Below are 22252 nucleotides of genomic sequence, written 5' to 3'. Positions count from 1 at the left end.
ATCGGCCCGCGTGCGATGACCGATCGGTTCACCGTTATGTTGATCGCCGCGAATTCAGAACGGGGATATAGAGCATGAAAATCCGACTTATCACTGGCGTGTCGGTTGTCCTGGCGGCGACGCTGGCCCTGACCGCCTGCGGCAGCAAGAGCGACAGCTCGGGCGACACCAAGGCGGCGGCGCCGGCCTCCTCCGCTCCCGCCGCGAGCGGGCTCGACGCGCTCACCGGGCAGCAGATTCTCGACAAGGCCAAGACCGCCCTCAAGTCGGCGAAGTCCTACCACGTCGCGGGCAGCATGACCGAGGACGGCGAGAAGACCACCGTCGACCTCAAGATCGCGGGCAACGACGTGATCGGCTTCATCCAGACCAAGGAAGGCAAGATCGAGCTGCTCTCGGCCGGTTCGCAGCGCTACTTCCGGCCCAGCGCGGAGTTCTGGACCGCGCAGGGCGCCCAGGGCAAGACCATCGCGCAGGTCATCGGCAAGCGGTGGGTCAAGATCGACGCGAAGGACACGGACACCGCCTCCATGTTCGCCATCACGAACATGGAGGACATCCTCGAGCCCGACGGCACCGTCGAGAAGACCGGCGCCAAGCAGATCGACGGCAAGCAGGCGCTCGGGCTGACCGACACCGTGGACGGCAAGGGCGGCATCCTCTACGTGGCCGCCGAGGGCGAGACGTACCCGCTGCGCCTGGACGGCCCGACCGCCGCCGACGGCAGCCTGGCCTTCACCGAGTACGGCGAGACCTTCGCCGACCTCAAGGCCCCGGCCGCCGCCGACGTCTTCGACATGAAGGACCTCGGCAAGTAGGTCAGCCGACCCGCGTGATCACCGCGCGGCGGATCAGGAACTTGCCGGGCTCGCGGACCTGCTCGAAGGCGGCGTTGTTGAGCAGGACGCAGCTGCCGGAGGTGGTCTGAACCTTCACGGTGATGCTCTTGTTGTTGTCGAGGTTGGTGACCTTCAGGACCGTGCCGAGCGGGAAGGTGCCGCTCGACGCGAACGGCGCGCCGGCCTCGCCCGACAGGGTGACGGTCGAGCCCTTGCAGACGACCTCGCCGGCCCCAGCGGCCGGCGGGGCCGCCGGCTTCGTGGGGGCTTTCGTGGTGGGCGCTACGGTCGGCGCGGCCACGGGCACCTCCGCGGCCACGTCGGCGTTGCAGCCGGCGACCTGACGCCGCTGGTTGATCAGGTCGACGACGGCCTGGCGGTTGGCGATGCGCGCCTCCGACTGGGCGTCGGGCGCGGCCCGCTGACCGGCGATGAACTGGAGGTTCTGCCGCAGCGCCTGGTCGAGGCCGGCGCAGTTCTCCCCCGCACTGCTCAGGCCGGTGCCGACGGCGAACGCGCCGCCCGCGAGCACCACCGCCGAGGCTCCGAGGATCACTTTGCGGGACACCTTGCTTCGCCGGCGGATCGGGTACATCGCGTCGCTCCTTCGCTGTCGATCACTCTCGATCGACAACTACGAGGGCCGCGTCGCCGGCGGATGAAACCCGAACATTAAACAACCTTAAATCGCGGCGCGGGGTCCATCATCGATGTATGGGCAGGCGAGCGGTCGCTGTCGTAACACTGGCCTTCCTGCTGCCCGCGGCCCCGGTGCACGATCCGTTCTGCGGCGGCGAGGTGGCCAACCACTCCCCCTGGTACGTCCGGATCTCCCACTTCCCGGCCGAGACGTGGCTGCGGCCGTACGAGCTCTCCGCCCAGTTCATGACCTTCCGCGACACCGACGCTTTCGAGGCTCCCGCCAACTGCGTGACCACCGTCGTCACCTGGATCGGCCCGATCACGCGGGGCCCGTTCCGCTACGACCGCCTCGGCCTGGACAGCCTCTGGATCCCGGTCGCCAACACGCAGGCCGTCGACGTCATCGCGATGCGGTGCTGATCCGCTCCCACACCTCACCGATCGTCACTGCCGCGAATTCGGCCAGCTCGTCCCGGCCGAAGTCGCGGCGGCTCGCGACCCACCCGGCCGTCTCGCTGAGCCCGGGCCGCAGCGACTGCTCCGACAGAAAGCGGCGCAACTCCCGGCCCACCTCGTCCCGCCGCGTCGTCGACAGCCGTCCGGCCAGCTCGGCCACGGCCCGGAACGCCCGCGGCACCACGATCAGCGCGTCACCTTCGGGAAAGCGGACGCCGTCGAACTCCGTACCGTCGAATTCGGCGTATTGAAAGTCATCCGAGAAGAAGACACCATTTCGCAGTACGGAGGGGTGGACGCGCCCCAGGAAGCGCACGTCGCAGTCGTCCCGTGAACCGGCAATCCTCGAACGCGCACCCGGTGAACTCGACCCGGCCCAGCGTGGGAAAGGTCACGTCCCGGAAGACCGTCCGCTCGGCCTGGAAGTGCGGCATCCTGGCCCCCGTCAGGTCGACCCGCTCCCAGCGGGCGCCAGCGACGAAGACGTCACGCAGGGTGGCCCGCACCATGGTTGCATCGGTGACGGAACCGCGGAGGAACACCGAACGCGACAAATCGTCGCCGTCGACCTCGCGCCGGGCAAAATGGGCGTCCTCGTGCGTGACCATGCCCGGTGAGCTCAGGTGTGATCGTCACTGCACTTGCGCCCTCACGGGTTAGAAAGGGTGACACCAGGGGAAGTCGTGCCTGATGATCTTCTGGGGGGAACGATGACCGAGAGCTTGGACAGACGGAGGACCGCCGTCCGGCAGCGGCAACTGCTGCTGGCGCTGGAGCAGTGGGGTCCGGAGTACGTGGGCCGGGTGACCCAGGCCACCGACGACGAGATGGCGTGGCTGAAGAAGCACGGGGTGCCGAGCGCGACCGTGCGGAGCGCCGCCGAGTGGGACGAGATCCGGCGCGTACGAGGTCAGCAGGCCAACGCCGCCGCGAGCGCGGCCTTCAGCGCCGGTGACTACGCGCGGGCCCGCGATCTCATCGACGAGGCCCGGGCGTTCGGGGCCGTCCGCGAGACCGAGTGGCAGCATCTGCACGAGTTCATCGACAGCAAGGCCGGCCCGGAGACCGCGACGGACATTCCGGCAGCGGCCTGACATTTCTTAGCTTTAGGCTTTCGCTGCCGATTTCTCCCTTCATGAGGGGAGCCTGGGCCGTCGCGGCCGCCGTCGCGGAGATCGCGCTGATCGTGCTCGGCATGCACGCCGGGTTCCCGTGGTTGCTGGTGTGGGCGCCGGCCGTGGTCGCGCTCGCGTTGGCGGTCGCCGGCTTCCGCGCCGTGGCCGCCACGAGCACGGGCGCCCTGCGGACGTTCTGGCGGCGTCTCACCGTCGCCATGGGTTTCGTCCTGGTGGCGGCGCTCAGCCAGATCGCCGACATCGCCACGACCGCCTGGTCCGGCATGCCGCCGATCGGGGCCAGGACCCTTCTGCTGTACGTCGTGGGCACCGTCCTCGCCATATCGGCGTTGCTCCGCCTGCCCAGCGGGGGCCGCAGCTGGCGGCAGATCACCACGGCCGTCCTCGACCTCGCCGTGGTGGCGGTGACCGCCGGTATCGCCGGTTCGGGATATCTGGACTGGTTCATCGACAAGTTCGGCGTCGGCGTGGCGGCCTGGTGGCTGAACATCGCGATGATGGCGATCGCGGTGGCCGGCGTCATGGTCGTCGTCAAAATCATGTCGGCCCGGCAGAGCCCGGTCCCCCGCGCCGCCCTGTGGTGGCTGGCGCCGATCGGCATCGCCGGCCCACTTTCCACGCTCCTGATGACGCTGCTGCTGCCCTGGCCGCACCTCAACGGCAGCGCGGCCGTCCTGCCGTTCGTCGGCCTGTTCGGCGTGATGGCGGCCCGGCGGGCGGCGGGCGGCACGGCGAAGGTGCGCCCGTCGGCCCGCCCGAAGCACGGCACCGCGATCCCGCTGGTGGCCACCGGCCTGGCCAGCGTCCTGCTGGCCGCGGTGTATCTGCGCGAGGGCCACCTGAGCACGGCCCAGGTCACCGGCACGACGCTGCTGCTGCTCCTGGTGGTGGCGCGTCAGGCGGTGGCCCTGGCCGAGAACGCCACGCTGCTGGGCACGGTCGCGCACCGGGCCGCACACGACGACCTGACCGGCCTCTACAACCGCCGCCACTTCACCGAGGCGGTCACCCCCGGCCACACGGTCGTGCTGATCGACCTGCGGGAGTTCCGCGCCATCAACGACGGCCTCGGCCCCGAGGCCGGCGACGCCCTGCTCATCGCCTTCGGCGACCGCCTGACCGCTTTGGCCGGCCCCGGCGCAGTCGTGGCCCGCCTGGGCGGCGACGAGTTCGGCGTGCTCCAGCCCCCTGGTCCGGGGTTTGCTGAGCGGCTTGTCGCGGCTACCGCGGAACCGCTTCGGGCGGCCGGGCACGACATGATCGTCGAGGTATCGGTCGGGATCGGGGACGACTACCGGGAAGCTGAAGTCGCCCTGCGGGAGGCGGCCGGTGGGCTGGTCGTCCGCTACGACGCGTCGCTCGAACGGGAGCTTCGCCAGCGGGCCACCCTCGCCGCCGATCTGCGCCGGGCGCTCAACCAGGGTGAGTTCCACCTGCTCTACCAGCCCGTCGTCACGTTGCCGCACGGTGAGATCTACGGCGTGGAATCCCTCGTGCGCTGGACCCTGCCCAGCGGCGAGGTCGTCTCGCCGGCCGACTTCATCCCGGTCGCCGAGGACACCGGGCTGATCATCGAGCTCGGCGCCTGGATCCTCGACACCGCCTGCGCCCAGGCCGCGGCCTGGCCCGGCCTGCACTCGGTCGCGGTCAACGTCTCGGCGCGGCAACTGCTCGACCCGGCGTTGCCTGATCTTGTGGCTTCGGCGCTCGCTCGTCATGGCGTACCACCGAAGCAATTGACCTTGGAGATCACCGAGACGGCGGTCTTCGGCGGCGGGCGCGCGCTGGCCACCGTCAAAGCCCTCTCCGCGCTCGGCGTCAGCATCGCCCTCGACGACTTCGGCACCGGGCACTCGTCGCTCGGCCTGCTGCGCACCTGCCCGGTCGACGTCATCAAGGTCGACAAGTCGTTCGTCGACGGCCTCGGCGGCGCCCCCGAGCAGGAGGCTGTCGTCACCGCCCTGACCGGCATCGCCCGCACCATGGGCCTGCGCACCGTCGCCGAGGGCGTCGAGACCGCGGCCCAGGCCGAGCGCCTGCACCAGCTCGGATATCGCCACGTGCAGGGCTTCCACTTCGCCCGCCCGCTACCGGCCGCGGCCGTCAGCGACCTGCTCGCGCAAGATCAGCGGGCTGCGGCTTAGGCGCCAGCACGATGAGGGCCACCCCGGCCGCGATCACCACGGTGGCCAGGATCGTCCGCGTGGTCAGCGGCTCGCTCAGGATCCACCAGCCGAGAAGAACGGCCACGACCGGGTTCACGAACGCGTAGGTTCCGGCGATGCGCGGATCGGTGTGGTTCAGGAGCCAGGTGTACGCCGTGTAGGCCACCAGGCTGCCGAAGACGATGAGGTACGCCACGGCCAGCGCCGCCCGGCCGGTCACGGCGATCCGGGCCCACTCGCCGGTGGCGCCGGACAGGACGGTCAGGATCGCGCCGGCGCACAGCATCTGGATCGCGCTCGCCATCAGCGCCGACCGCGGCCGGGGCGCGTGACCGGCGTACACCGTGCCGAGACCCCAGCACAGCGAGGCGGCCAGCGCGACCCCGATGGCCACGGCGTCGCCGCCGCCCTGCGGCCGGGCCAGGACGGCCACCCCGGCGAAGCCGGCGGCCAGGCCCAGCACGACCGGCCAGGTGACCTTCTCGTGGTCGAAGAACCGGCGGCCGAGCACGATCCAGAGCGGGATGCTGGCCAGGAACAGCGCGGTGATCCCGGAGGAGAGCCACTGCTCGGCCCAGGCGGCGCCGCCGGTGCCGGCGGCCGGGAGCAGCAGGCCCAGCACGGCGCCGGCCCGCCACAGCTCACGGTCCGGGCGCGGGACCCGGCGGAAGCGGCAGTACGCGTAGAGCAGCGCCCCGGCGACGAGGAAGCGGAACGCGTTCATCGTCAGCGGCGGCACGCCCTCGAGACCGATCTTCTGGGCGAGATAGGTGGAGCCCCAGACGACGTACACGATGAGCAGTGGTCCGGCGAAGGTCATGCCTGTCACCTACCCGCCCCCGGATGGCGCGTTTGCCATGAGGGCCGCAGTTCGTGCCATTGTGGGAGGCATGACGGACGTCGCCGTGGTCGTCGCCGAGCCGGTGCCCGCGTTCGAGCTCGGCATCGCCAGCGAGATCTTCGGGCTGCCGCGGGTCGATCCGGAGCTGCCGCGCTACCGCTATGAGGTGTGTGCCGAGACCCCCGGGCCGCTGCGCACCTCGACCGGCTTCCTGATGACACCGACCGCCGGGCTGGGCCACCTCGACCGGGCCGATCTGATCATCGTGACCGGGGCCGGGCCGCCGGTGCCGCCGCCTTCGCCCGAGCTGGTGGCGGCGCTGCGCCGGGCGGCCGGCCGGGGAGCGACGGTGGCCGCCCTGTGCACGGGCGCGTTCACGCTGGCCGCGGCCGGGCTGCTGGACGGGCGCACGGCGACGACCCACTGGGCATACGCGGATGATCTGGCCGGCCGCTTCCCGTCGGTGACGGTCGACGCCGACCGGATCTACGCGGTGGACGGCACGATCGCCACGAGCGCCGGGGCGTCGGCCGCGATCGACCTCTGCCTGCACCTGATCCGCCGGGACCACGGCGCCGACGTAGCCAACCGGGTCGCCCGCGAGATGGTCGTGCCGGCCCACCGCAGCGGAGGTCAGTCCCAGTTCGCCCGGCGGCCGGTCACCCCGGACGATCCCGGTCCGACCCTGGCCGAGGTGCTCGACTGGGCGGCCGACCACCTGGACGCCGACCTGTCGGTGAACGCCCTGGCCGACCGGGCCGCCATGTCACCGCGGACGTTCATCCGGCACTTCACGGCCGCGACCGGCGCGACACCGGCGGCGTGGGTGCGGGAGCAACGGGTGCGGCGGGCCGAGCAGCTGCTGGAGCGGGCCGACGCGACGATCGCCGCGGTGGCCCGCCGCTGCGGTTTCGGGAGCATGGACACCTTGCAGCGCCACTTCCGCCGGATCCGGGGTGTCAGCCCCGAGGCCTACCGGGCCGCCTTCCGAGAGCGGTGAAAGGGCGCAACGCGGCTCAGCTCGCGGGCGCGGGCTCCGGGACGGCGGTCGCGGCCGGGAAGGTCTGTCCCAGCGCGATGGCGGCGGCATGGAGATAGGCGCGGTCGCCGCTGGCTATGTACTGCGCGCGCAGGCGGGCGGCGATCTCGTTCGCGGTGGCCGAGCGGGAGTCGGCGTCGATTGTCCTGAACATGGTCACACTTTCTCGATCAGATCGGACCATGATGCTCGGTTGAACCCTTCCCGACATCAGCCGAAACGGTGATGGTCAACAAGACCAACGGCCGATACGGTCCCGGCGGTAAATCTCTGATCACGGCCTGAGAACGAGCCGCCGACTTCGGCGGTGACGGCCGTCAGGATGCCGACGCGCGATAGATGTCCCCGATCGCCTTGTCGAGCACCCGGTCGAACTCGGCGTCGCTCTGCTCGCGGCGCAGATCCTGGGTCAGCGCCCGCGAGAAACTGGCGATCAGCCCATGGTTGCGGGCCAGCCGCTCATCGGCTTCCTGCTGCGTGTAGCCACCGGAGAGCGCGACGACGCGCAGCACCTTGGGCTCCGCGATCAGCCCCGCGTAGAAGTCGTCCTGGCTCGGGATCGACAGCTTGAGCATCACCTGCCGCCCGTCCGGCACACCGGCCAGCCGGTCGACGATGCCGGCCAGCAGAAGCTCCTCGGCCGCCGCCTTGCCGTCGCTGTGGATGTCGACCTCGGGCTCGATGATCGGCACGAGCCCCGCGTCCAGGATCCGTACGGCGTACTCGAACTGCTGGTCGAGCACGGCCGCCACGCCCCCTTTGCCGGGCGCGGCGATGAACGACCGCATCTTCGTCCCGAACACCTCCCGGCCCACGGCCCGCTCGAGCAGCCCGTCCAGCCGCGTGAACGGCTTCATCAGCCGCACGCCGTCCTTCTCCGCGGCCAGCCCCTCATCCACTTTCACAAAAGGCACGACCTGCTTGCGACCCCAGAGGTACGCCGGAACGCCCACCCCGTCGACATCACGATCCATCGTCTGCTCGAACAGGATCGCGGCCAGCACCCGATCCCCGCCGAAGGCCGGAGCCGAGATGATCCGGGCCCGGAACTCGTGCATGAGATCGAACATCTGATCATCATCCGAGTACGCCGACTCGGGCACCCCGTACTGCGCGAGTGCCTTGGGCGTGCTCCCGCCACTCTGGTCGAGCGCCGCGAAAAATCCGGTCCCCGACCCGACCTTGGCCAGCTGTTCCTGATTCATCTCCCGATCCTGCCACCGCCACCATGCGAACGTCATCGAAGGTTCACGATGCATCGATAGCCTCGCCGCATGACCCGTCGAGTTCTGACCCTCGTCGCCGCGGTGTGCGCGCTGCTCACGCTCGCCCCCGCCGCCGCACAGGCCGGCGACCGGCACACGGTACGCCCGTTGCCGCGCGCCCACGCCCACAACGACTACGAGCACGAGCGCCCGCTCGCCGACGCGCTGTCGCACGGCTTCACCAGCGTCGAGGCGGACATCTACCTCGTCGGCGGCGAGCTGCTGGTCGGCCACGACCCGGAGGACGTCGTTCCCGGCCGGACGTTGCAGAGCCTCTACCTCGACCCGCTGCTGCGGCGGGTCCGGGCGAACCACGGTCACGTCTATCGCGGCAGCGACCGATCGGTACAACTGCTGGTCGACATCAAGAACACCGGGGCGGCGACCTACACCGAGCTCGACCGGGTCTTGCGGCGCTACCGGAGCATCCTGACGACGTACACCAATGGCCGGGTTTTTGACGATGCCGTGACCGTCGTCGTCAGCGGTGACCGGCCACGCGATCTGATGGCCGCGCAGCGGGTCCGGTACGCCTTCTACGACGGCCGCGCCGCCGATCTGAACACGGGTGCGCCGGCGAGCTTCATCCCGCTGATCAGCGACAACTGGACCAACCTCTTCACCTGGCAGGGCGCCGGCCCCATCCCGGCCGCGGAGCGCGCGAAGCTGCGCCAATTCGTCCGCGACGCCCACGCGAACCGGCAGCGCGTACGGTTCTGGGCCACCCCGGACGTCGCCGGCCCGCAACGCGAGGCGGTCTGGCGGGAGCTGGTCGCCGCCGACGTCGACCACATCAACACCGACGATCTGGCCGGGCTCGAGGCGTTCCTGCGCCGGACGGCGTACGGCAAGGCGGCCTGAGACGCGGCATCATCGACGCATGTGGCGGAACCAGGATGCGAACTGGGATCTGTGGCCGGTGCCCGACTATCTGGACGCGGTCTACCGCGAGGTGCGCGCGGACGACGACGCGGTCCTGGTGCACCACAGCGCGTTCTTCCGGCGCTTCCCGGCCGGCCACTTCGGACGGTCGCTGGAGCTGGGGGCGGGCCCGAACCTCTACCCGCTGATGGTGGCGGCCGCGGTCAGCCGTGACATCGAGGCGGTGGAACCGAGCGCGGCCAGCGTCGCCTACCTGGAGTCCCAGCTCCGCGACGGTCCGGAGGAGAGCTGGCAGCTGTTCTATCGCAGGTGCCGCGAGCTGCAGCCGGCATTGCCGGGCACGCTCGGTGAGGCGCTCGCCCGGGTGCGGGTGCGCCGCGGCGGCGCCGGCGATCTGGTGCCCGGTGAGTACGACCTGGCCTCGATGCACTTCGTCGCGGAGAGCGCCACCGAGAGCCCCGACGAGTTCCGGCAGCTCTGTCACGCCTTCGCGGGCGCGGTCCGGCCGGGCGGCTGGCTGGTGGCCGCGTTCATGGAGAACATGGGCCGCTACCGCATCGCCGATGGGCCTTATTGGCCGGGAATTCCGGTCGATTCGGGAGTCGTACGGGACGTCTTCGCACCGGTCACGGCCGAGTTGACGGTGGAGCACGTCGACTCGGCGCCGACCGGTGAAGGCTATGAGACGACGGGCATGGTGCTGCTGACCGCCCGTACGTGAAAGGCCGCCGGGCCGGAGCCCGGCGGCCTGTCCGCCGGTCAGGACTGGATGAACTCCAGCAGGTCGGCGTTGATGACCGCGGCCTGCGTGGTGGGCATGCCGTGCGGGAAGCCGGCGTAGGTCTTCAGGGTGCCGTTCTGCACGAGCTTGGCCGAGAGCGGGCCCGAGTCGGCGTACGGCACGACCTGGTCGTCGTCACCGTGCATGACGAGGACCGGAACCGTGATCTTCTTGAGGTCCTCGGTGAAGTCGGTCTGCGAGAACGCGACGACGCCGTCGTAGTGGGCCTTGGCGCCACCCGCCATGCCCTGACGCCACCAGTTCTGGATGATGGCCTCGATCGGCTCGACGCCGTCACGGTTGAAGCCGTAGAAGGCGGTGGCCGGCAGGTCACGGTAGAAAGCGGACCGGTTGGTGGCCACCTGCTCCTGGATACCGTCGAAGACGCTCTTGGGCAGCCCACCCGGGTTGGCCTCGGTCTGCACCATGATCGGCGGTACGGCGCTGATCAGCACGGCCTTGGCGACACGCGACTCACCGTGGCGGCCGATGTAGTGGGCAACCTCGCCACCACCGGTGGAGTGCCCGACGTGAACAGCGTCGCGCAGATCGAGATGCGAGGTCAGCGCGGCCAGGTCATCCGCGTAGTGGTCCATGTCGTGCCCATCGGCCACCTGCTCCGAACGACCGTGCCCCCGCCGGTCGTGGGCGATGACCCGGTAGCCCTTGCTGAGGAAGAACATCAGCTGCGCGTCCCAGTCGTCGGACGACAACGGCCATCCATGGCTGAAGACGATCGGCTGGCCCGACCCCCAGTCCTTGTAGAAGATCTCGACGCCATCCGTGGTCGTGATGAAACCCATGCTGTCCCCCCTCGGTTCATTGCTTGCAACGTCAACTTATGCCGTCCCCCCGCCCCGAACCACGAAACCGCGATGAACAAATGGGTGCCCTCCATCACGCACTGAGAACCCCCGCCCTTCCCCCACCTTCCACCCACAAACCCCCCGAACAGCCAGATTCCGCCTATTTAGCCACCGAGCCGCCTCCGACAATCCCACAATGGAACCCATTAAATGAACATCATGAGCGACACATCGCCACTCCACGGTCGCCATTCCACCAATACAAGTGACGCCGAAAATGCACTCGCCCGCCAAATCTATGCGCGACATCCAACCACGGTCAGCGCGACCGAGATTCCAGGACGAGACACAAATCCACCCCGTCTCGTGGACCCTGCCCACACGGCAACATTGGCCGAATCCACCGCCCTCAACGGTCGCCTCAGCCTGACGACCGCTTCACCCCGAACCATCAATTCGGGCGCTTTACCGCCCCGGCGCGAATGGTCGGCTCCGCCCGGCCCCACCTGGGCGGTTGACTCGGCCTGAGCGCCGGGCCCGGCCGGGGCGGCAAGGGTGTGGCGAGCCAGTCGAGCAGACGGGCCCGGCCCGCGCGGCGGGTCGGCGGAGCGGCGGGTCGGCGGGCACGGCGGGGCGGCGGGCACGGCGGGGCGGCGGGCACGGCGGAGCGGCCGGGCGGCGGGGCGGCGGGCACGGCGGGGCGGCAAACTCGCCCATCGTGGGCAAGTACGGCCTGCGCGACGGGCACGGCCTGAGCGGTTAGCTCCGCCAGGGCGGCCGACTCACCTTGGGCAGCGGACACGGCCGGGACGGCAAGCCCAGCCGGCGCGCCAAACTCGGCGGGTGGCGGCCCGCACGGCGGGCACGGCGGGTGGAGGCCCGCGCGGCCTGCGCGGCGGGCGCGGCCTGCGCGGCGGGCACGGCGGGCACGGCGGGCACGGCGGGCTCGGCCTGAGCGGCGGGCTCGGCCTGAGCGACAAGCCCGGTCGGCACGGTCGGCACGGCGGGCACGGTCGGCACGGCAGGCACGGCGGAAACGGCGGGGGCGGCAAGCTCGGCCTGCGCGGCGGGCACGACCGGCACGGCGGAAACGGCGGAAACGGCGGGGGCGGCAAGCTCGGCCTGCGCGGCGGGCACGACCGGCACGGCTAACTCGGCCTGCGCGGCTAGTTCGGCCTGCGCGGCGGGCACGGCCTGGGCGGTTGGTTCGGCCCGCGCGGCGGGCTCGGGCTTGGGCTCGGGCTCGGGCTCGACTAACCTCTCCGCGCGAGTGGCCGGCGCAGCCTCCGACATGCCGTCCGGGCGACGAGCCGGGAGCGCCTGGCCGACGGGCTCCCTCGGGTCCGGGCGCCGCACCCAGCTGACCTCGCCATCCCAGACCAACGGCGGTATCCGCTCGGTCGAATCGTGCAGACCCAACTCCCCGCACAACCGCGAACAGCCATGCAGGCGACACAACTTCAGCGCATGGCGTCGTTTGAGGCCCCACTGCCGCCGCTCGTCCTGACCACGCCGGAATGCCACCATGTCCGGCGAGTGACTCGGCACCCCGGACCAATCTCGCATCGCCGCAATTACCGACCTGGAAAAGAAGCCTAGCTGCGCCATGAGCCATTATCCTGTGCTCGGAAGATCGAGAGCAAAGAAACGATCATGCCAATCGAAAAGGGCGGGACAACGCATTTCCCCGCCTGCGAACAGCTTTCTGCCGTGCCGCCTCACCGCAACGTGATCCGTCCCGCTCGCGGTCGAGGTTGACAGCCAAGCTGTGAAACGGTCCGATGACCCTGTGAAGGCCGTCAGCTACTCGCGTTATGGCGGGCCGGACGTTCTGCGTCTGGCCGATGTGCCCACGCGTGACCCTGGGGATCGGGACGTGAAGATCCGGGTTCGGGCGGCCGAAGCCACCAAGTCCGACTGCGAGTTTCGGAGCTTTCGGTTCTCGGTCAAGTGGACCTGGCTTCCGCTTCGCCTCGCGGTCGGTGTCGTACGGCCTCGGCGTCGCATCCTCGGCATGTACTTCGCCGGTGAAGTGGCCTCCGTCGGCGCGCGTGTGACCCGCTTCGCCCCTGGTGATCAGGTCTACGGGTGTACCGGACTTCGTCTCGGCGCCTACGGTGAATATCTTGTTCTCCCCGAACGCGCCGCCGTCGGGCCCAAGCCCCGCACCATGACGTTTGCCGAGGCGGCCGCCGTTCCGCTCGGCGGGCTCAATGCCCTGCACTTCATGCGGCGCGCCGCGATCAAACCGGGGGAACGCGTGCTGATCAATGGCGCCGGTGGCAGCATCGGCGCCCACGCCGTTCAGATCGCCCGCTCCATGGGTGCGGAGGTCACCGCCGTCGACCATGGGATCAAGGAGGATCTCGTACGGCGTCTCGGGGCCGGCGACTTCGTCGACTACACCACCCACGATGTCACGGCCACCGGCCGCAGCTTCGACGTCATCTTCGACATGGTCGCCGGGAGCCCCTACCGCCGTCTCCTCGGCATGCTCCGGCCGGGCGGGCGCTATCTGAACGGCAACCCCCGCCTCTCGGTTCTGCTCCGCTCCGCACTGACCAAGAGCGTCACCGTGGCCTTCGCCTCCGAGACGACCGAAGCCCTGGCCACGCTCACCGAGATGATCGAAGCCGGTCAGGTCCGGTCGATCGTCGACCGGGTCTACCCGATGGCCGAGGCGGCCGACGCTCACCGCCGGGTCGAGACCGAGCAGCGCCTCGGCGCAGTCGTGATCACTCTTGATGGGGAGTGAGAACGAGATCCAGGAGAGTGCGGACGCCGAAGCCCGTGGCCCCGTCGATGGAGGCGTCCCCCTTCCATGCCGGGCCGGTCATGTCGCAGTGCACCCACGGGACCGACGGCGGCACGAATTCTCCGAGGAACAACGCGGCGGTGATGGCACGGCCGGAGTCGTGCAAGGGGTGGTTTCGTACGCCGTACGGAGTCCGGACCTGGTCCATGTAGCGCTCGTCGTACGGCAGCCGCCACATCGGCTCACCGGCTCGGGACGCGGCGGCCAGGAAACGGGCCACGGCGTCGTCGTCCCGGCCGAAGACCGCGGCGATCTCCGGGCCGAGCGCGATCTCGGCCTGGTACGTCAGCGTGGCCAGGTCGATCAGCAGGCCGGGTGACAGGGACGCGGCCAGCGCCAGGGCGTCGGCCAGAATGACCCGGCCCTCGAAGTCGGTGTCGAGGATCTGGATCTCGGTGCCGTTCCAGGCCGTCACCACGTCGCCGGGGCGGGCCGCGCCCGGGCCCGGCAGGTTCTCGGCGAACGGCAGGACCGCCGTGACCGGGATCGCGCAGCCCGCCGCGGGCAGGGCGGCCATGACGGCCAGGACCGTGGCCGCGCCGGCCACGTCCATCCGCATCGACTGCATGGCGGCCGGCGACTTCAGGGAGAGGCCGCCGCTGTCGAACGTGATGCCCTTGCCGACCAGGGCGACCTCGGGCGAGCCACCTAAATGGTCGAGCCGGACCATCCGCGGCGCGTTGGCCGAGCCGCCGCCGATGGCCGACAGGGCGCCGAAATCCGCCGTGTCGAGCACCGTGACAGTCAATCCGGGAAGGGACGACGCCCACGACGCGGCCGCGGCCGGGGTCAGCACGTTCGGCGGGGCGCTGGTCAGCAGCCGGGCCAGCGCGACCGCGTCGCCGGCCGTTCCGGACGAGGTCACCGCATCGATGGCCGTTTCGATTTCCGCCCGGCGATCGCGCTTCGCGAAGACAGTCATGGCCGCAGTCTGTCGGCCCGCCCGGGAAGCCGATCGTGCGCGAAGCACGCAGCGGCGCGGCGCCGCTAGGCCCCGCGCACACTTGCCGCACACCGCCCTTCCCTAGCTTGCGAGGACCGATCGAGGGAGAGCAGATGGGGCGGTATCGAGTAGCGATGGACATCGGTGGCACCTTCACCGACGTCGTGACGTACGACCAGGAGAGCGGGACGTTCGCGGCCACCAAGGCGTCGACCACCCCGGGCAATCTCAGCGAGGGCGTGCTGGCCGGGCTCGGCGCGGTGGTCGAGGAGCCGTCCGGCATCGACTTCCTGGTGCACGGCACGACCCAGGGCCTCAACGCGTTCCTGGAGCGCCGCGGCGTGCCCGTGCTGTTGCTGGGCACCGCGGGCGTGGAGGACAGCTATCACATCGCGCGCGGCCCGCGGACCAGGCTCTACGACCTGCACTACCGCAAACCGACGCCGCTCGTGCCGCGCCGGGACGTGGTCGGCATCGGCGGCCGGATCGCGGCCGACGGCACCGAGCTCGTGCCCCTGGACGAGGACGCGGTGCGCGAGGCGGCCAAACGGGTCACCGGCGCCGTCGCCATCGCCTTCCTGTTCAGCTACAAGAACCCGGCCCACGAACTGCGGGCCCGGGAGATCCTGCACGAGGAGCTGGGCGAGGACGTCACGGTCTCGGTGTCGCACGAGGCGGCGAAGGAATGGCGGGAGTACGAACGTACGTCGTCGGCGGTCGTCGAGGCGTACACCGGCCCGATCGTCCGCCGTTATCTTCTCGACCTGGAAGGGCGGCTGGAGAGCCGGGGGCTGCGGGTGCCGCTGCACGTCATGCAGTCGTCGGGCGGCATCCTGACCGCCGAGTCGGCCCGCCGCCGCCCGCTGCAGACGCTGCTCTCGGGGCCGGTCGGCGGGGCGATCGCCGGCGCCGAGCTGTCCCGGCAGACCGGGCGGCCGCACCTGATCGGCGTCGACATGGGCGGCACCAGCTTCGACGTCTCGCTGATCGTCGACGGCGAGCCCGACGTGTCGGCCGAGGCGCAGCTCGAGGGCCTGCCCATGCTGATGAGCGTGGTCAACATCCACACCGTGGGCGCCGGCGGCGGCTCGGTGGCGTGGGCCGAGGCGGGTGGCCTGCGGGTCGGGCCGCGCAGCGCGGGCGCCCGGCCCGGTCCGGCCTGTTACGGCCGCGGCGGCACCGAGCCGACCGTGACCGACGCCAACCTGGTGCTGGGCCGCATCGACCCGCAGGGCTTCGCGGGCGGCCAGATGACGCTCGACCCCGACGCGGCCGCCCAGGCCGTGGACGGGCTGGCCGAGGTCTTCGGCATGACCACCCAGGCGATGGCCGAGGGCATCTGCGACGTCGCCAACTCCAAGATGGCGCAGGCGATCCGCACCATCACGGTGTCGAGGGGCATCGAGCCGCGCGAGTCGGCCCTGGTCGCCTTTGGCGGGGCCGGCCCGATGCACGCCGTCTTCCTGGCCCGCGAGCTGGGCATCGCCGAGACGATCGTGCCGCGCTTCCCGGGCGCGTTCTCGGCCTGGGGCATGCTGCAGACGCGGATCCGGCAGGACTGGACCGAGCCGTACTTCTTCCTCGACCAGGACCTCGACACTTCGGATATGTCCGAAACGCTCAGCCGGCTGGAGCAGGCGGGCCTCGAGACCCTGGGCGATGAGGGCGTTTCCTCCGAGAAGCGCAGCGCGACCCATGCCGTGGACATCCGGTACGCCGCGCAGGAGTACACGCTGACCGTGCCGCTGACCAGCGCCGACGAGCCGAACGACGAGGACTTCCTCCCCACCGTCGCCCAGCGCTTCGCCGACCTGCACAAGGCCCGCTACGGTCACGCCAACCTGGGCGCCCCGATCGAGTTCGTCGCGCTGCGCACCGCCGCCTTCGGCGATCTCGGCCGTCCCGAGCCGCAGAAATGGCCGGCCGCCACCACCGCGGAGTTCCCCCACGTCATCAAAGAAGTGATCTTCGACGGGGCCGCACAACAAGCGATCGTGGCCCGCCGCGACGATCTCTTCGTCGGCCACACCTTCGAAGGCCCCGCGGTGGTGGTCGAGGACACCGCCACGACAGTGGTGCCGCCCGGCTACAGCGTCAGCGTCGACGACATCGGCTCGCTTGTGATCAGGAAGGACGAGGACGCATGATCGACCCGGTTACCGTGGAGATCATCCGGAACGCGCTCAACGCGGCCGCCGATGACATGAACGCCACGCTGATCCGTTCGGCGTACACCCCGATCATCTATGAATGCGGCGACTGCGTGGTCGCCCTGCTCGACGCGAACCACCAGGTCCTCGGCCAGTCGGCCGGCCTGCCGATCTTCCTGGGCAACCTGGAGACCTGCACCCTGGCCACCGAGGAGCGCTTCGGCCGCGAGGTGTGGCAGCCGGGCGACGTGTGGATCCTCAACGACAGCTACCTGGGCGGCACGCACCTCAACGACGTCACCATCTTCGGCCCCGTCTTCGTCGACGAGACCCTGGTCGGCTTCACCGCGAGCCGCGCGCACTGGATCGACGTCGGCTCCAAGGACCCCGGTGGCTCGATGGACTCGATCTCGATCTTCCAGGAGGGGCTGCGGCTCGGCCCGCAGAAGCTGGTCTCGGGCGGGCAGGAGGAGCGCGCGGTCATCGACACGATCGGCACCAACGTGCGTTTCCCCTATCCCACCACCGGCGACATGCACGCCATGATGGCCTGCATCCAGATGGGCGAGAGGCGACTTCAGGAGATCGTACGCCGGTTCGGCCTGGACGTTCTCGAAGCCGCGCGCGACGAGATCTTCCACCAGACCGAGCTCCTCGAGCGTGCCGTCATCGCGAAGATCCCGGACGGCGTCTACACGGCCGAGGGCGTGCTCGACAACGACGGCGTCGACCTGGACACCCCGATCCCGATCCGCCTGAGGATCACCGTGGCCGGGGAGGAGATCGACTTCGACGTCACCGAGTCGGCCGACCAGACCGTGGGCCCGGTCAACTGCGGCGTCTCGCAGGCCGTCTCGGCCCTGCGCGTGGGCTACAAGCTGCTGGTCAGCCCGGACCTGCCCGGCAACGGCGGCTCCTTCCGGTCGATGACGACCCAGGTCCGCGAGGGTTCCGTGCTCGGCGCGCGGTCACCGGCCGCCTGCCAGTGGTACTTCTCGCACCTGGGCCTGCTGATCGACATGGTGGCCCGCGCGCTGGCTCCGGCCCTGCCCGACCAGGTGGCCGGGGCCAGTCACGGCGATTCGATGATCATTCTGAGTTCCGGTACGGATCCACGGGTGAGCCGCGACTTCGTCAGCCTCGAGGCCACTGTCGGCGGCTGGGGCGCCTGGAACGGCTCGGACGGCGAGAGCGCGCTGATCAACAACGTGAACGGCTCGCTCAAGGACATCCCGATCGAGGTGCACGAGACCCGCTATCCGTGGCGGATCACCGAATACCGGATCCGCCCCGACTCGGGCGGCTCGGGCCGGTGGCGCGGCGGCAACGGCGTCGTCCGCGAGTACGAGGCGCAGACCGACATGTCGGTGTCGCTGTGGTTCGAGCGGTCGCGGCAGCCCGCCTGGGGCCTGTTCGGCGGCGAGGACGCGGTCGGTCCCGAGGTCGTGATCAATCCGGGCCGCGAGGACGAGCGGCGGATCTTGAAGATCAACGGCATGAAGATCAAGAAGGGCGACGTCGTACGGTGTGCCACGGGCGGCGGGGGCGGCTACGGCGACCCCACCGAGCGGTCGGCCGACGACGTCCGCGCCGACGTGCTCGACCGCAACATCACGGCGGAGACGGCTCGTTCCCGCTACGGGATCGGTTCCACAGAGTCGTGAGCGCGTAGCAGAGCACGTGCAGGGCCAGGCGCTGGCCCGGCTCGTCGTAGGTCAGGCCGAGTTGCCGGGCCCGCGCGAGCCGGGCCAGCACCGTGTTGCGGTGCACGCCCAGCTGGCGCGAGGCCTGGCTCAGCGATCCGCCCGCGTCGAGCACCGCGAGCACGGTCTGCACGAGCGGCGCCCGGTCACGGGCCGCCATCAGCTCGGCCAGGGTCAGGTCGGCCACCTGGGCGATCTCGGTGGTGGGCAGCCAGGCCAGCGAGGCCGCCGCACCCACCTGATCGAACCACTGCACCGACCCGGCGCCGGACTCGCGGGCCACGTGGGCGGCCAGCCGGGCCTCGGCCGCCGAGCGCATCAGCCCGCCGACCCCCTCGTGGGCGCGGCCCACGCCGAGCACGAGCCGGTGGGCCACGGCCGAGTCGCGGAAGCCGGTCAGCGTCCGGCGCAGCGCCGTCACGTCGTCCGGGTCGGCGCCGCTGTGCCAGGAGATCCACCCGTCGCCCTCGGCGATCAGCGGCCAGATGCTGTGCCCGCGCTGCCAGGACGCGCGGATCAGATAGGTGACCTCGTCCGACGGCTCGCCCTCGGGCCGTACCGGCGCGAGCCAGACCGCTCGGTTGTGCAGGCCGACCTGCCAGCCGAGCTCGGCCGCCCAGCTCGGCGCCTCGTCCGTCTCGAGCCGGCGCAGCAGCTCGAAGGCGGCCTGCTCGTGCGCGGCCCGGGCCGCCGCGTCCAGCCGGCTGCGGGCCCAGGCCGCCTGCAGCGACGGCCGGGCCAGCCGCAGCAGCGACGCCACCTGGTCGACGGCGGCCGGTCCGGGCACCGGCACCGCGGCCACCATCCGGGCCGCCGACCTCTCCCCCGCCGCGTGCACCTCGACCTCGATCTGGCGCACCTGCGGCCGCTCGGCCAGGGCGGCGGCCTGCCCGGCCACCACCACGTCGCCGACCACCAGCGCCACCGGCACGCCCTGCAGCTCGCGGTTGAGCACGCCCAGGACGCCCCGGATGCCGGTCTGCTCGGCCAGCTGCTCGGCGATCCGGGCCTGGCGCTGGGCGCGGGCGGCGGCGGGCGCGCTGACCTGACCGGCCAGCTGGAGGGCGACCTCGATCGGGTCGTCCTCGATGACGATCAGCGACATGGCCAGCCGCTCGGCCAGGGCGGCGCTGGAGGCGCCGGCCACCGTACGGGACACGACCACCGCCGACAGGTTGCGCTCCCAGGCCAGATGCAGGGCCGCGGCCAGCGACCAGCCACCGGTGGCGGCCTCGTCGTGCAGCACCACCAGCTCGTGCGGCAGGCAGTGCCGCAGCCGGTCGAACGTCTCGGCCAGCACCACCTGCTCGACCGTGCGGGACGGGTCGGCCAGATGCAGCTCGGCCCCGGCCAGCGGCCGTACGCGGGCCAGCTCGCCCAGCGTGATGGGCAGGGTGGAGGGGCGCGCTCTCATCGGCGCCTCGGGTGTTCCAGCGGGATCCCGTGCGAGCTCAGGCCGACCATCTCCATCCCCTCCGGGGAGTACCAGACCGCGTCGGCCGGCGTGACCAGCACGTCGATCAGGTCGCCCGGCTCCAGGCTGTCCAGCGTGGCCAGGGCGCCGCGGGACACGTCGAGCAGGCACATCAGGTCGGGCGCGCCGGCGATCAGCGCGCCGTCGGCGAAGACGGCCACGATCTCGCTGCGCAGCTCGATGCGCACCTGCCGGCCGAGGCCGCCGGTCTCCTCGACCACGAGGCTGGACGGGTGGGCCGGGATGGTGACGTCGTTCTGGCGGCTCAGGTGTTCGAGCTCGGCGATGCGCCCGCGGGCGATCCGCCGGCAGCCGGTGATCGCGCCGAGCCGGGTCACCAGCACCTCGGGGTCGGTCGTCTCCAGGAGCACCCGGCCCACGTTGGTGATCCGGGACATGGTCCCCGGCAGCGCGGCGCGGCGCAGGGTTCCGGCGTCGACCGGGTACGCGGCCAGGGCGGCCCACCCGCCGACCGTGTCGACGTTGGCCCGCAGCATCCGGTCGGCGCGCGGCCCGGAGAGCACCTCGACGAGCACGCTCTCGCCGGTCGGGCCGACCGCGGCCAGCGGGGTCGGCGACACCCCGGCCAGGTGCATGGCGGTGTGGTGGATCAGCGCGAAGGTGCGGCCCATCCCGTCCGCGTCGAGCAGCGGCACGCCCAGCTGCGCGGCCGTCACGACCGGGACCAGCGCGCTGATGGTGGCCGCGGCGAGGGGGTAGACGGCGCCGAACTTCACCTTCTGTAGCCGTTCGATCTGCCGGACGGCCAGCACGAACTCGTCGCCGGCGGGCGGCAGGTCGGCCATGGCCGAGCCCGAGCCGAGCACGCACACCGAGACGCAGGGCGTGTCCGGCGCGACCGATTCGACGCGCATCAGCGGCACCGGCCCGTTGCGTTCGAGGAGCCCGGCCAGCCACGAGGTCACCGACGAGCGGCCGGCGTCGCCGACCGCGGGCGAGTAGAACTTGGCCCCCTCGTACAGGGCGGGCACGTCCTCGGCGCTGATCGAGGCCATCGCGCCCAGGTAGCCCGCGCTCCCGCTCATCGGCCGGCCAGGGTGTCGTCGGGGGCGCCGGCGACCCGTACGCGGATCCGCACTGTTCCCGACGGGCTGTACGGGACCGCGACCGTGGAGATCTCGGCGATGTGGGTGGTGCCGGGTGCGGCGCCGTTGGCCATGACCATGGCCGTGGCCCGCTCCTCGACGTCGCGGCGGACGCGTTCCAGCTCGTCGGCCGACTCGATGAAGGCGACCTCGTCGAGCCAGGAGGCGGGGCGGGCGATGGCCGCGCCCACACAGGCCAGCAGGTCGGGATTTTCGGCCAGGACGAGCGGCACGTCGGCGCCGCGTGAGGTCTCGCGGGGCTGCGGGGTGAGCGCGGCCGTCGGCACCACCAGCTCGGTGCCCAGGCGCGGCTGCTCGGCCAGGCGGACCACGGCCAGCCGGTGCCGCACCTCGCCGGCCACGTCCTGGCCGTCGCGGCGCAGCAGCACCCGGCAGTCGTCCAGCCCGGCCAGGTGGGCCGCCCCGCACAGCTCGAGCGCGTCGGTCGAGCCGAACGCCATGACCGGGGTGACCCGGATGCGCGACGGCGTGCTGTAACCGCCGTCGCCGCGGGCGACCCGCAGGCGTACGTCTCCCGGAAGTCTGGCCAGGGTGCGCTCGCAGCGGTCGAGCAGCCGCTCGGTCAGCGCGGTGAGCGCGCAGTCGAGCACCACCGTCGCCTCCCGGGCGGTCAGTCCCTGGCCGCCGTAGTCGCTGGCCACCGAGATGCGGGCGCCCGGCACCGCGGCCTGGATGGCGTCGGCCACCTCCCGCTCGTGGGCGGGCTTGGCCTGCGAGCCGGCCGCGACCACGGCCACGTGCCGGATGCCGGTCTCGGCCAGGGAGCCGATGAACGCGGCCAGCGCCGGCCGGTCGAGCGGGAGCAGTTCGTTGCCGAGCAGGTCGTGCCCGCCGCCGACGGTCCACCGGCCGGCGACCCGGCGCTCCACCACCTCGGCCGGCGATCGGGCCAGGACCGGGTCGGTGGCGGCGCGCGGCACGATCCGCACCACCGCCACCGGCGGGATGTCGCTCTCCGGGCGCAGCAGCGTGTCGAGCAGCACCGGGGCGATGTCCACGGTCACGGCGTCGGCCCCGCCGGGGGCGAACCGCCGCGCGGCCGCCACCGCCGCCGCGATGACCCCGTCGGCGTCGGTGCGGGCCGGCGCGACCGGTTCCACGGGCACCGCCGTCGCGCCGTGCACCACCGCCGCGTACGCCCTCCCGGGCCTCAGCGAAACTCCGATGGTTGGTGCCGACATTGCGACA

22 protein-coding genes are annotated in these 22252 nt (G+C 71.3%); 10 read left to right on the top strand and 12 right to left on the bottom strand.

Annotated elements, in window-relative coordinates; translation table 11 throughout:
- Window positions 1-74 precede the first annotated feature (74 nt).
- Window positions 75-818, top strand: coding sequence for a hypothetical protein (locus ACFY36_RS05065; RefSeq protein WP_499744590.1), 744 nt, complete (start codon window positions 75-77; stop codon window positions 816-818).
- A 1-nt stretch (window position 819) separates the two neighbouring features.
- On the opposite strand, the gene ACFY36_RS05060 is transcribed toward ACFY36_RS05065, so the two are convergent.
- The gene (locus tag ACFY36_RS05060) at window positions 820-1434 is read right to left on the bottom strand and encodes an SCO2207 family protein (protein WP_499744589.1); all 615 of its coding nucleotides are present in this window, start codon (window positions 1432-1434) and stop codon (window positions 820-822) included.
- A 119-nt stretch (window positions 1435-1553) separates the two neighbouring features.
- Between ACFY36_RS05060 and ACFY36_RS05055 the strand changes: the two genes are divergently transcribed.
- Window positions 1554-1901 carry a hypothetical protein gene (locus ACFY36_RS05055; protein ID WP_499744588.1) on the top strand — a complete coding sequence of 116 codons (348 nt, stop codon included), beginning with the start codon at window positions 1554-1556 and terminating at the stop codon, window positions 1899-1901.
- On the opposite strand, the gene ACFY36_RS05050 is transcribed toward ACFY36_RS05055, so the two are convergent.
- The gene (locus tag ACFY36_RS05050) at window positions 1882-2253 is read right to left on the bottom strand and encodes a hypothetical protein (RefSeq protein WP_499744587.1); all 372 of its coding nucleotides are present in this window, start codon (window positions 2251-2253) and stop codon (window positions 1882-1884) included. The genes ACFY36_RS05055 and ACFY36_RS05050 overlap by 20 nt on opposite strands.
- A complete protein-coding gene (locus ACFY36_RS05045; protein WP_499744586.1) occupies window positions 2192-2545 on the bottom strand; it encodes a pentapeptide repeat-containing protein in 354 nt (117 codons plus the stop codon). The genes ACFY36_RS05050 and ACFY36_RS05045 overlap by 62 nt, the downstream gene beginning before the upstream one ends.
- Window positions 2546-2647: 102 nt before the next feature.
- On the opposite strand from ACFY36_RS05045, the gene ACFY36_RS05040 reads away from it, so the two are divergent.
- Window positions 2648-3031: a hypothetical protein gene (locus ACFY36_RS05040; RefSeq protein WP_499744585.1), complete on the top strand. Its 384-nt coding sequence runs from the start codon at window positions 2648-2650 to the stop codon at window positions 3029-3031.
- Window positions 3032-3072: 41 nt separating this feature from the next.
- Entirely contained in the window at window positions 3073-5217 is a 2145-nt protein-coding gene (locus ACFY36_RS05035; protein ID WP_499744584.1) for a putative bifunctional diguanylate cyclase/phosphodiesterase, read from the top strand.
- Here the strand turns inward: ACFY36_RS05035 and ACFY36_RS05030 are convergent.
- Window positions 5177-6058: an EamA family transporter gene (locus tag ACFY36_RS05030; RefSeq protein WP_499744583.1), complete on the bottom strand. Its 882-nt coding sequence runs from the start codon at window positions 6056-6058 to the stop codon at window positions 5177-5179. The two genes, ACFY36_RS05035 and ACFY36_RS05030, sit on opposite strands and share 41 nt — an antisense overlap.
- Window positions 6059-6128: 70 nt before the next feature.
- On the opposite strand from ACFY36_RS05030, the gene ACFY36_RS05025 reads away from it, so the two are divergent.
- Window positions 6129-7079: a GlxA family transcriptional regulator gene (locus tag ACFY36_RS05025; protein WP_499744582.1), complete on the top strand. Its 951-nt coding sequence runs from the start codon at window positions 6129-6131 to the stop codon at window positions 7077-7079.
- Between the two features lie 16 nt (window positions 7080-7095).
- Here the strand turns inward: ACFY36_RS05025 and ACFY36_RS05020 are convergent, their stop codons facing one another.
- Together ACFY36_RS05020 and ACFY36_RS05015 are read right to left on the bottom strand one after the other, a co-directional pair.
- A complete protein-coding gene (locus ACFY36_RS05020; RefSeq protein WP_498659454.1) occupies window positions 7096-7272 on the bottom strand; it encodes a hypothetical protein in 177 nt (58 codons plus the stop codon).
- A gap of 163 nt (window positions 7273-7435) precedes the next feature.
- A complete protein-coding gene (locus ACFY36_RS05015; RefSeq protein ID WP_499744581.1) occupies window positions 7436-8323 on the bottom strand; it encodes a fructose bisphosphate aldolase in 888 nt (295 codons plus the stop codon).
- A 69-nt stretch (window positions 8324-8392) separates the two neighbouring features.
- On the opposite strand from ACFY36_RS05015, the gene ACFY36_RS05010 reads away from it, so the two are divergent.
- Both ACFY36_RS05010 and ACFY36_RS05005 read left to right on the top strand, forming a co-directional pair.
- Window positions 8393-9244: a phosphatidylinositol-specific phospholipase C/glycerophosphodiester phosphodiesterase family protein gene (locus tag ACFY36_RS05010; protein ID WP_499744580.1), complete on the top strand. Its 852-nt coding sequence runs from the start codon at window positions 8393-8395 to the stop codon at window positions 9242-9244.
- A gap of 19 nt (window positions 9245-9263) precedes the next feature.
- Window positions 9264-9986, top strand: a complete 723-nt coding sequence (locus tag ACFY36_RS05005) for a class I SAM-dependent methyltransferase (protein WP_499744579.1) — start codon at window positions 9264-9266, stop codon at window positions 9984-9986.
- Between the two features lie 38 nt (window positions 9987-10024).
- On the opposite strand, the gene ACFY36_RS05000 is transcribed toward ACFY36_RS05005, so the two are convergent.
- The gene (locus tag ACFY36_RS05000) at window positions 10025-10849 is read right to left on the bottom strand and encodes an alpha/beta fold hydrolase (protein WP_499744578.1); all 825 of its coding nucleotides are present in this window, start codon (window positions 10847-10849) and stop codon (window positions 10025-10027) included.
- A 762-nt stretch (window positions 10850-11611) separates the two neighbouring features.
- Entirely contained in the window at window positions 11612-12460 is an 849-nt protein-coding gene (locus tag ACFY36_RS04995; protein WP_499744577.1) for a hypothetical protein, read from the bottom strand.
- A 268-nt stretch (window positions 12461-12728) separates the two neighbouring features.
- On the opposite strand from ACFY36_RS04995, the gene ACFY36_RS04990 reads away from it, so the two are divergent.
- Window positions 12729-13607 (top strand): NAD(P)-dependent alcohol dehydrogenase, encoded by an 879-nt coding sequence (locus ACFY36_RS04990; RefSeq protein ID WP_499744576.1) that lies wholly within the window; start codon window positions 12729-12731, stop codon window positions 13605-13607.
- On the opposite strand, the gene ACFY36_RS04985 is transcribed toward ACFY36_RS04990, so the two are convergent.
- Window positions 13588-14589, bottom strand: coding sequence for a M17 family metallopeptidase (locus ACFY36_RS04985; protein WP_499744575.1), 1002 nt, complete (start codon window positions 14587-14589; stop codon window positions 13588-13590). The genes ACFY36_RS04990 and ACFY36_RS04985 overlap by 20 nt on opposite strands.
- Before the next feature lie 134 nt (window positions 14590-14723).
- Here ACFY36_RS04985 and ACFY36_RS04980 point away from each other — a divergent pair, with 134 nt between their 5' ends.
- Together ACFY36_RS04980 and ACFY36_RS04975 are read left to right on the top strand one after the other, a co-directional pair.
- The gene (locus ACFY36_RS04980) at window positions 14724-16757 is read left to right on the top strand and encodes a hydantoinase/oxoprolinase family protein (protein ID WP_499744574.1); all 2034 of its coding nucleotides are present in this window, start codon (window positions 14724-14726) and stop codon (window positions 16755-16757) included.
- Window positions 16754-18424 (top strand): hydantoinase B/oxoprolinase family protein, encoded by a 1671-nt coding sequence (locus ACFY36_RS04975; RefSeq protein WP_499744573.1) that lies wholly within the window; start codon window positions 16754-16756, stop codon window positions 18422-18424. Before ACFY36_RS04980 ends, ACFY36_RS04975 begins: the two co-directional genes overlap by 4 nt.
- Here ACFY36_RS04975 and ACFY36_RS04970 read toward each other — a convergent pair.
- The 3 genes from ACFY36_RS04970 to ACFY36_RS04960 are packed head-to-tail and all read right to left on the bottom strand — an operon-like array spanning window position 18372 to window position 22245.
- Window positions 18372-19877, bottom strand: coding sequence for a PucR family transcriptional regulator (locus ACFY36_RS04970; RefSeq protein WP_499744572.1), 1506 nt, complete (start codon window positions 19875-19877; stop codon window positions 18372-18374). The genes ACFY36_RS04975 and ACFY36_RS04970 overlap by 53 nt on opposite strands.
- Window positions 19874-20983: an S-methyl thiohydantoin desulfurase family protein gene (locus ACFY36_RS04965; protein WP_499744571.1), complete on the bottom strand. Its 1110-nt coding sequence runs from the start codon at window positions 20981-20983 to the stop codon at window positions 19874-19876. The genes ACFY36_RS04970 and ACFY36_RS04965 overlap by 4 nt, the downstream gene beginning before the upstream one ends.
- Entirely contained in the window at window positions 20980-22245 is a 1266-nt protein-coding gene (locus tag ACFY36_RS04960; RefSeq protein ID WP_499744570.1) for a hydantoinase/oxoprolinase N-terminal domain-containing protein, read from the bottom strand. Before ACFY36_RS04960 ends, ACFY36_RS04965 begins: the two co-directional genes overlap by 4 nt.
- Window positions 22246-22252 lie beyond the last annotated feature (7 nt).

This window comes from Actinoplanes sp. NPDC000266 (assembly GCF_042899005.1).
Taxonomy (GTDB): domain Bacteria; phylum Actinomycetota; class Actinomycetes; order Mycobacteriales; family Micromonosporaceae; genus Actinoplanes.
Note: the sequence above shows the minus strand (reverse complement) of the source record. Positions and strands in the feature narration are given on the sequence as shown.

Excerpts from the sequence above, each read along its gene's own strand:
- ACFY36_RS05025 (WP_499744582.1), top strand. The coding sequence starts at position 6,129 with ATGACGGACGTCGCCGTGGTCGTCGCCGAGCCGGTGCCCGCGTTCGAG.
- ACFY36_RS05020 (WP_498659454.1), bottom strand. The coding sequence starts at position 7,272 with ATGTTCAGGACAATCGACGCCGACTCCCGCTCGGCCACCGCGAACGAG.
- ACFY36_RS04995 (WP_499744577.1), bottom strand. The coding sequence starts at position 12,460 with ATGGCGCAGCTAGGCTTCTTTTCCAGGTCGGTAATTGCGGCGATGCGA.
- ACFY36_RS04965 (WP_499744571.1), bottom strand. The coding sequence starts at position 20,983 with ATGAGCGGGAGCGCGGGCTACCTGGGCGCGATGGCCTCGATCAGCGCC.
- ACFY36_RS05000 (WP_499744578.1), bottom strand. The coding sequence starts at position 10,849 with ATGGGTTTCATCACGACCACGGATGGCGTCGAGATCTTCTACAAGGAC.
- ACFY36_RS05055 (WP_499744588.1), top strand. The coding sequence starts at position 1,554 with ATGGGCAGGCGAGCGGTCGCTGTCGTAACACTGGCCTTCCTGCTGCCC.
- ACFY36_RS05040 (WP_499744585.1), top strand. The coding sequence starts at position 2,648 with ATGACCGAGAGCTTGGACAGACGGAGGACCGCCGTCCGGCAGCGGCAA.
- ACFY36_RS05030 (WP_499744583.1), bottom strand. The coding sequence starts at position 6,058 with ATGACCTTCGCCGGACCACTGCTCATCGTGTACGTCGTCTGGGGCTCC.
- ACFY36_RS04960 (WP_499744570.1), bottom strand. The coding sequence starts at position 22,245 with ATGTCGGCACCAACCATCGGAGTTTCGCTGAGGCCCGGGAGGGCGTAC.
- ACFY36_RS04970 (WP_499744572.1), bottom strand. The coding sequence starts at position 19,877 with ATGAGAGCGCGCCCCTCCACCCTGCCCATCACGCTGGGCGAGCTGGCC.
- ACFY36_RS05060 (WP_499744589.1), bottom strand. The coding sequence starts at position 1,434 with ATGTACCCGATCCGCCGGCGAAGCAAGGTGTCCCGCAAAGTGATCCTC.
- ACFY36_RS05035 (WP_499744584.1), top strand. The coding sequence starts at position 3,073 with ATGAGGGGAGCCTGGGCCGTCGCGGCCGCCGTCGCGGAGATCGCGCTG.
- ACFY36_RS05015 (WP_499744581.1), bottom strand. The coding sequence starts at position 8,323 with ATGAATCAGGAACAGCTGGCCAAGGTCGGGTCGGGGACCGGATTTTTC.
- ACFY36_RS05065 (WP_499744590.1), top strand. The coding sequence starts at position 75 with ATGAAAATCCGACTTATCACTGGCGTGTCGGTTGTCCTGGCGGCGACG.
- ACFY36_RS04985 (WP_499744575.1), bottom strand. The coding sequence starts at position 14,589 with ATGACTGTCTTCGCGAAGCGCGATCGCCGGGCGGAAATCGAAACGGCC.
- ACFY36_RS05005 (WP_499744579.1), top strand. The coding sequence starts at position 9,264 with ATGTGGCGGAACCAGGATGCGAACTGGGATCTGTGGCCGGTGCCCGAC.
- ACFY36_RS05045 (WP_499744586.1), bottom strand. The coding sequence starts at position 2,545 with ATGGTCACGCACGAGGACGCCCATTTTGCCCGGCGCGAGGTCGACGGC.
- ACFY36_RS04975 (WP_499744573.1), top strand. The coding sequence starts at position 16,754 with ATGATCGACCCGGTTACCGTGGAGATCATCCGGAACGCGCTCAACGCG.
- ACFY36_RS04980 (WP_499744574.1), top strand. The coding sequence starts at position 14,724 with ATGGGGCGGTATCGAGTAGCGATGGACATCGGTGGCACCTTCACCGAC.
- ACFY36_RS05010 (WP_499744580.1), top strand. The coding sequence starts at position 8,393 with ATGACCCGTCGAGTTCTGACCCTCGTCGCCGCGGTGTGCGCGCTGCTC.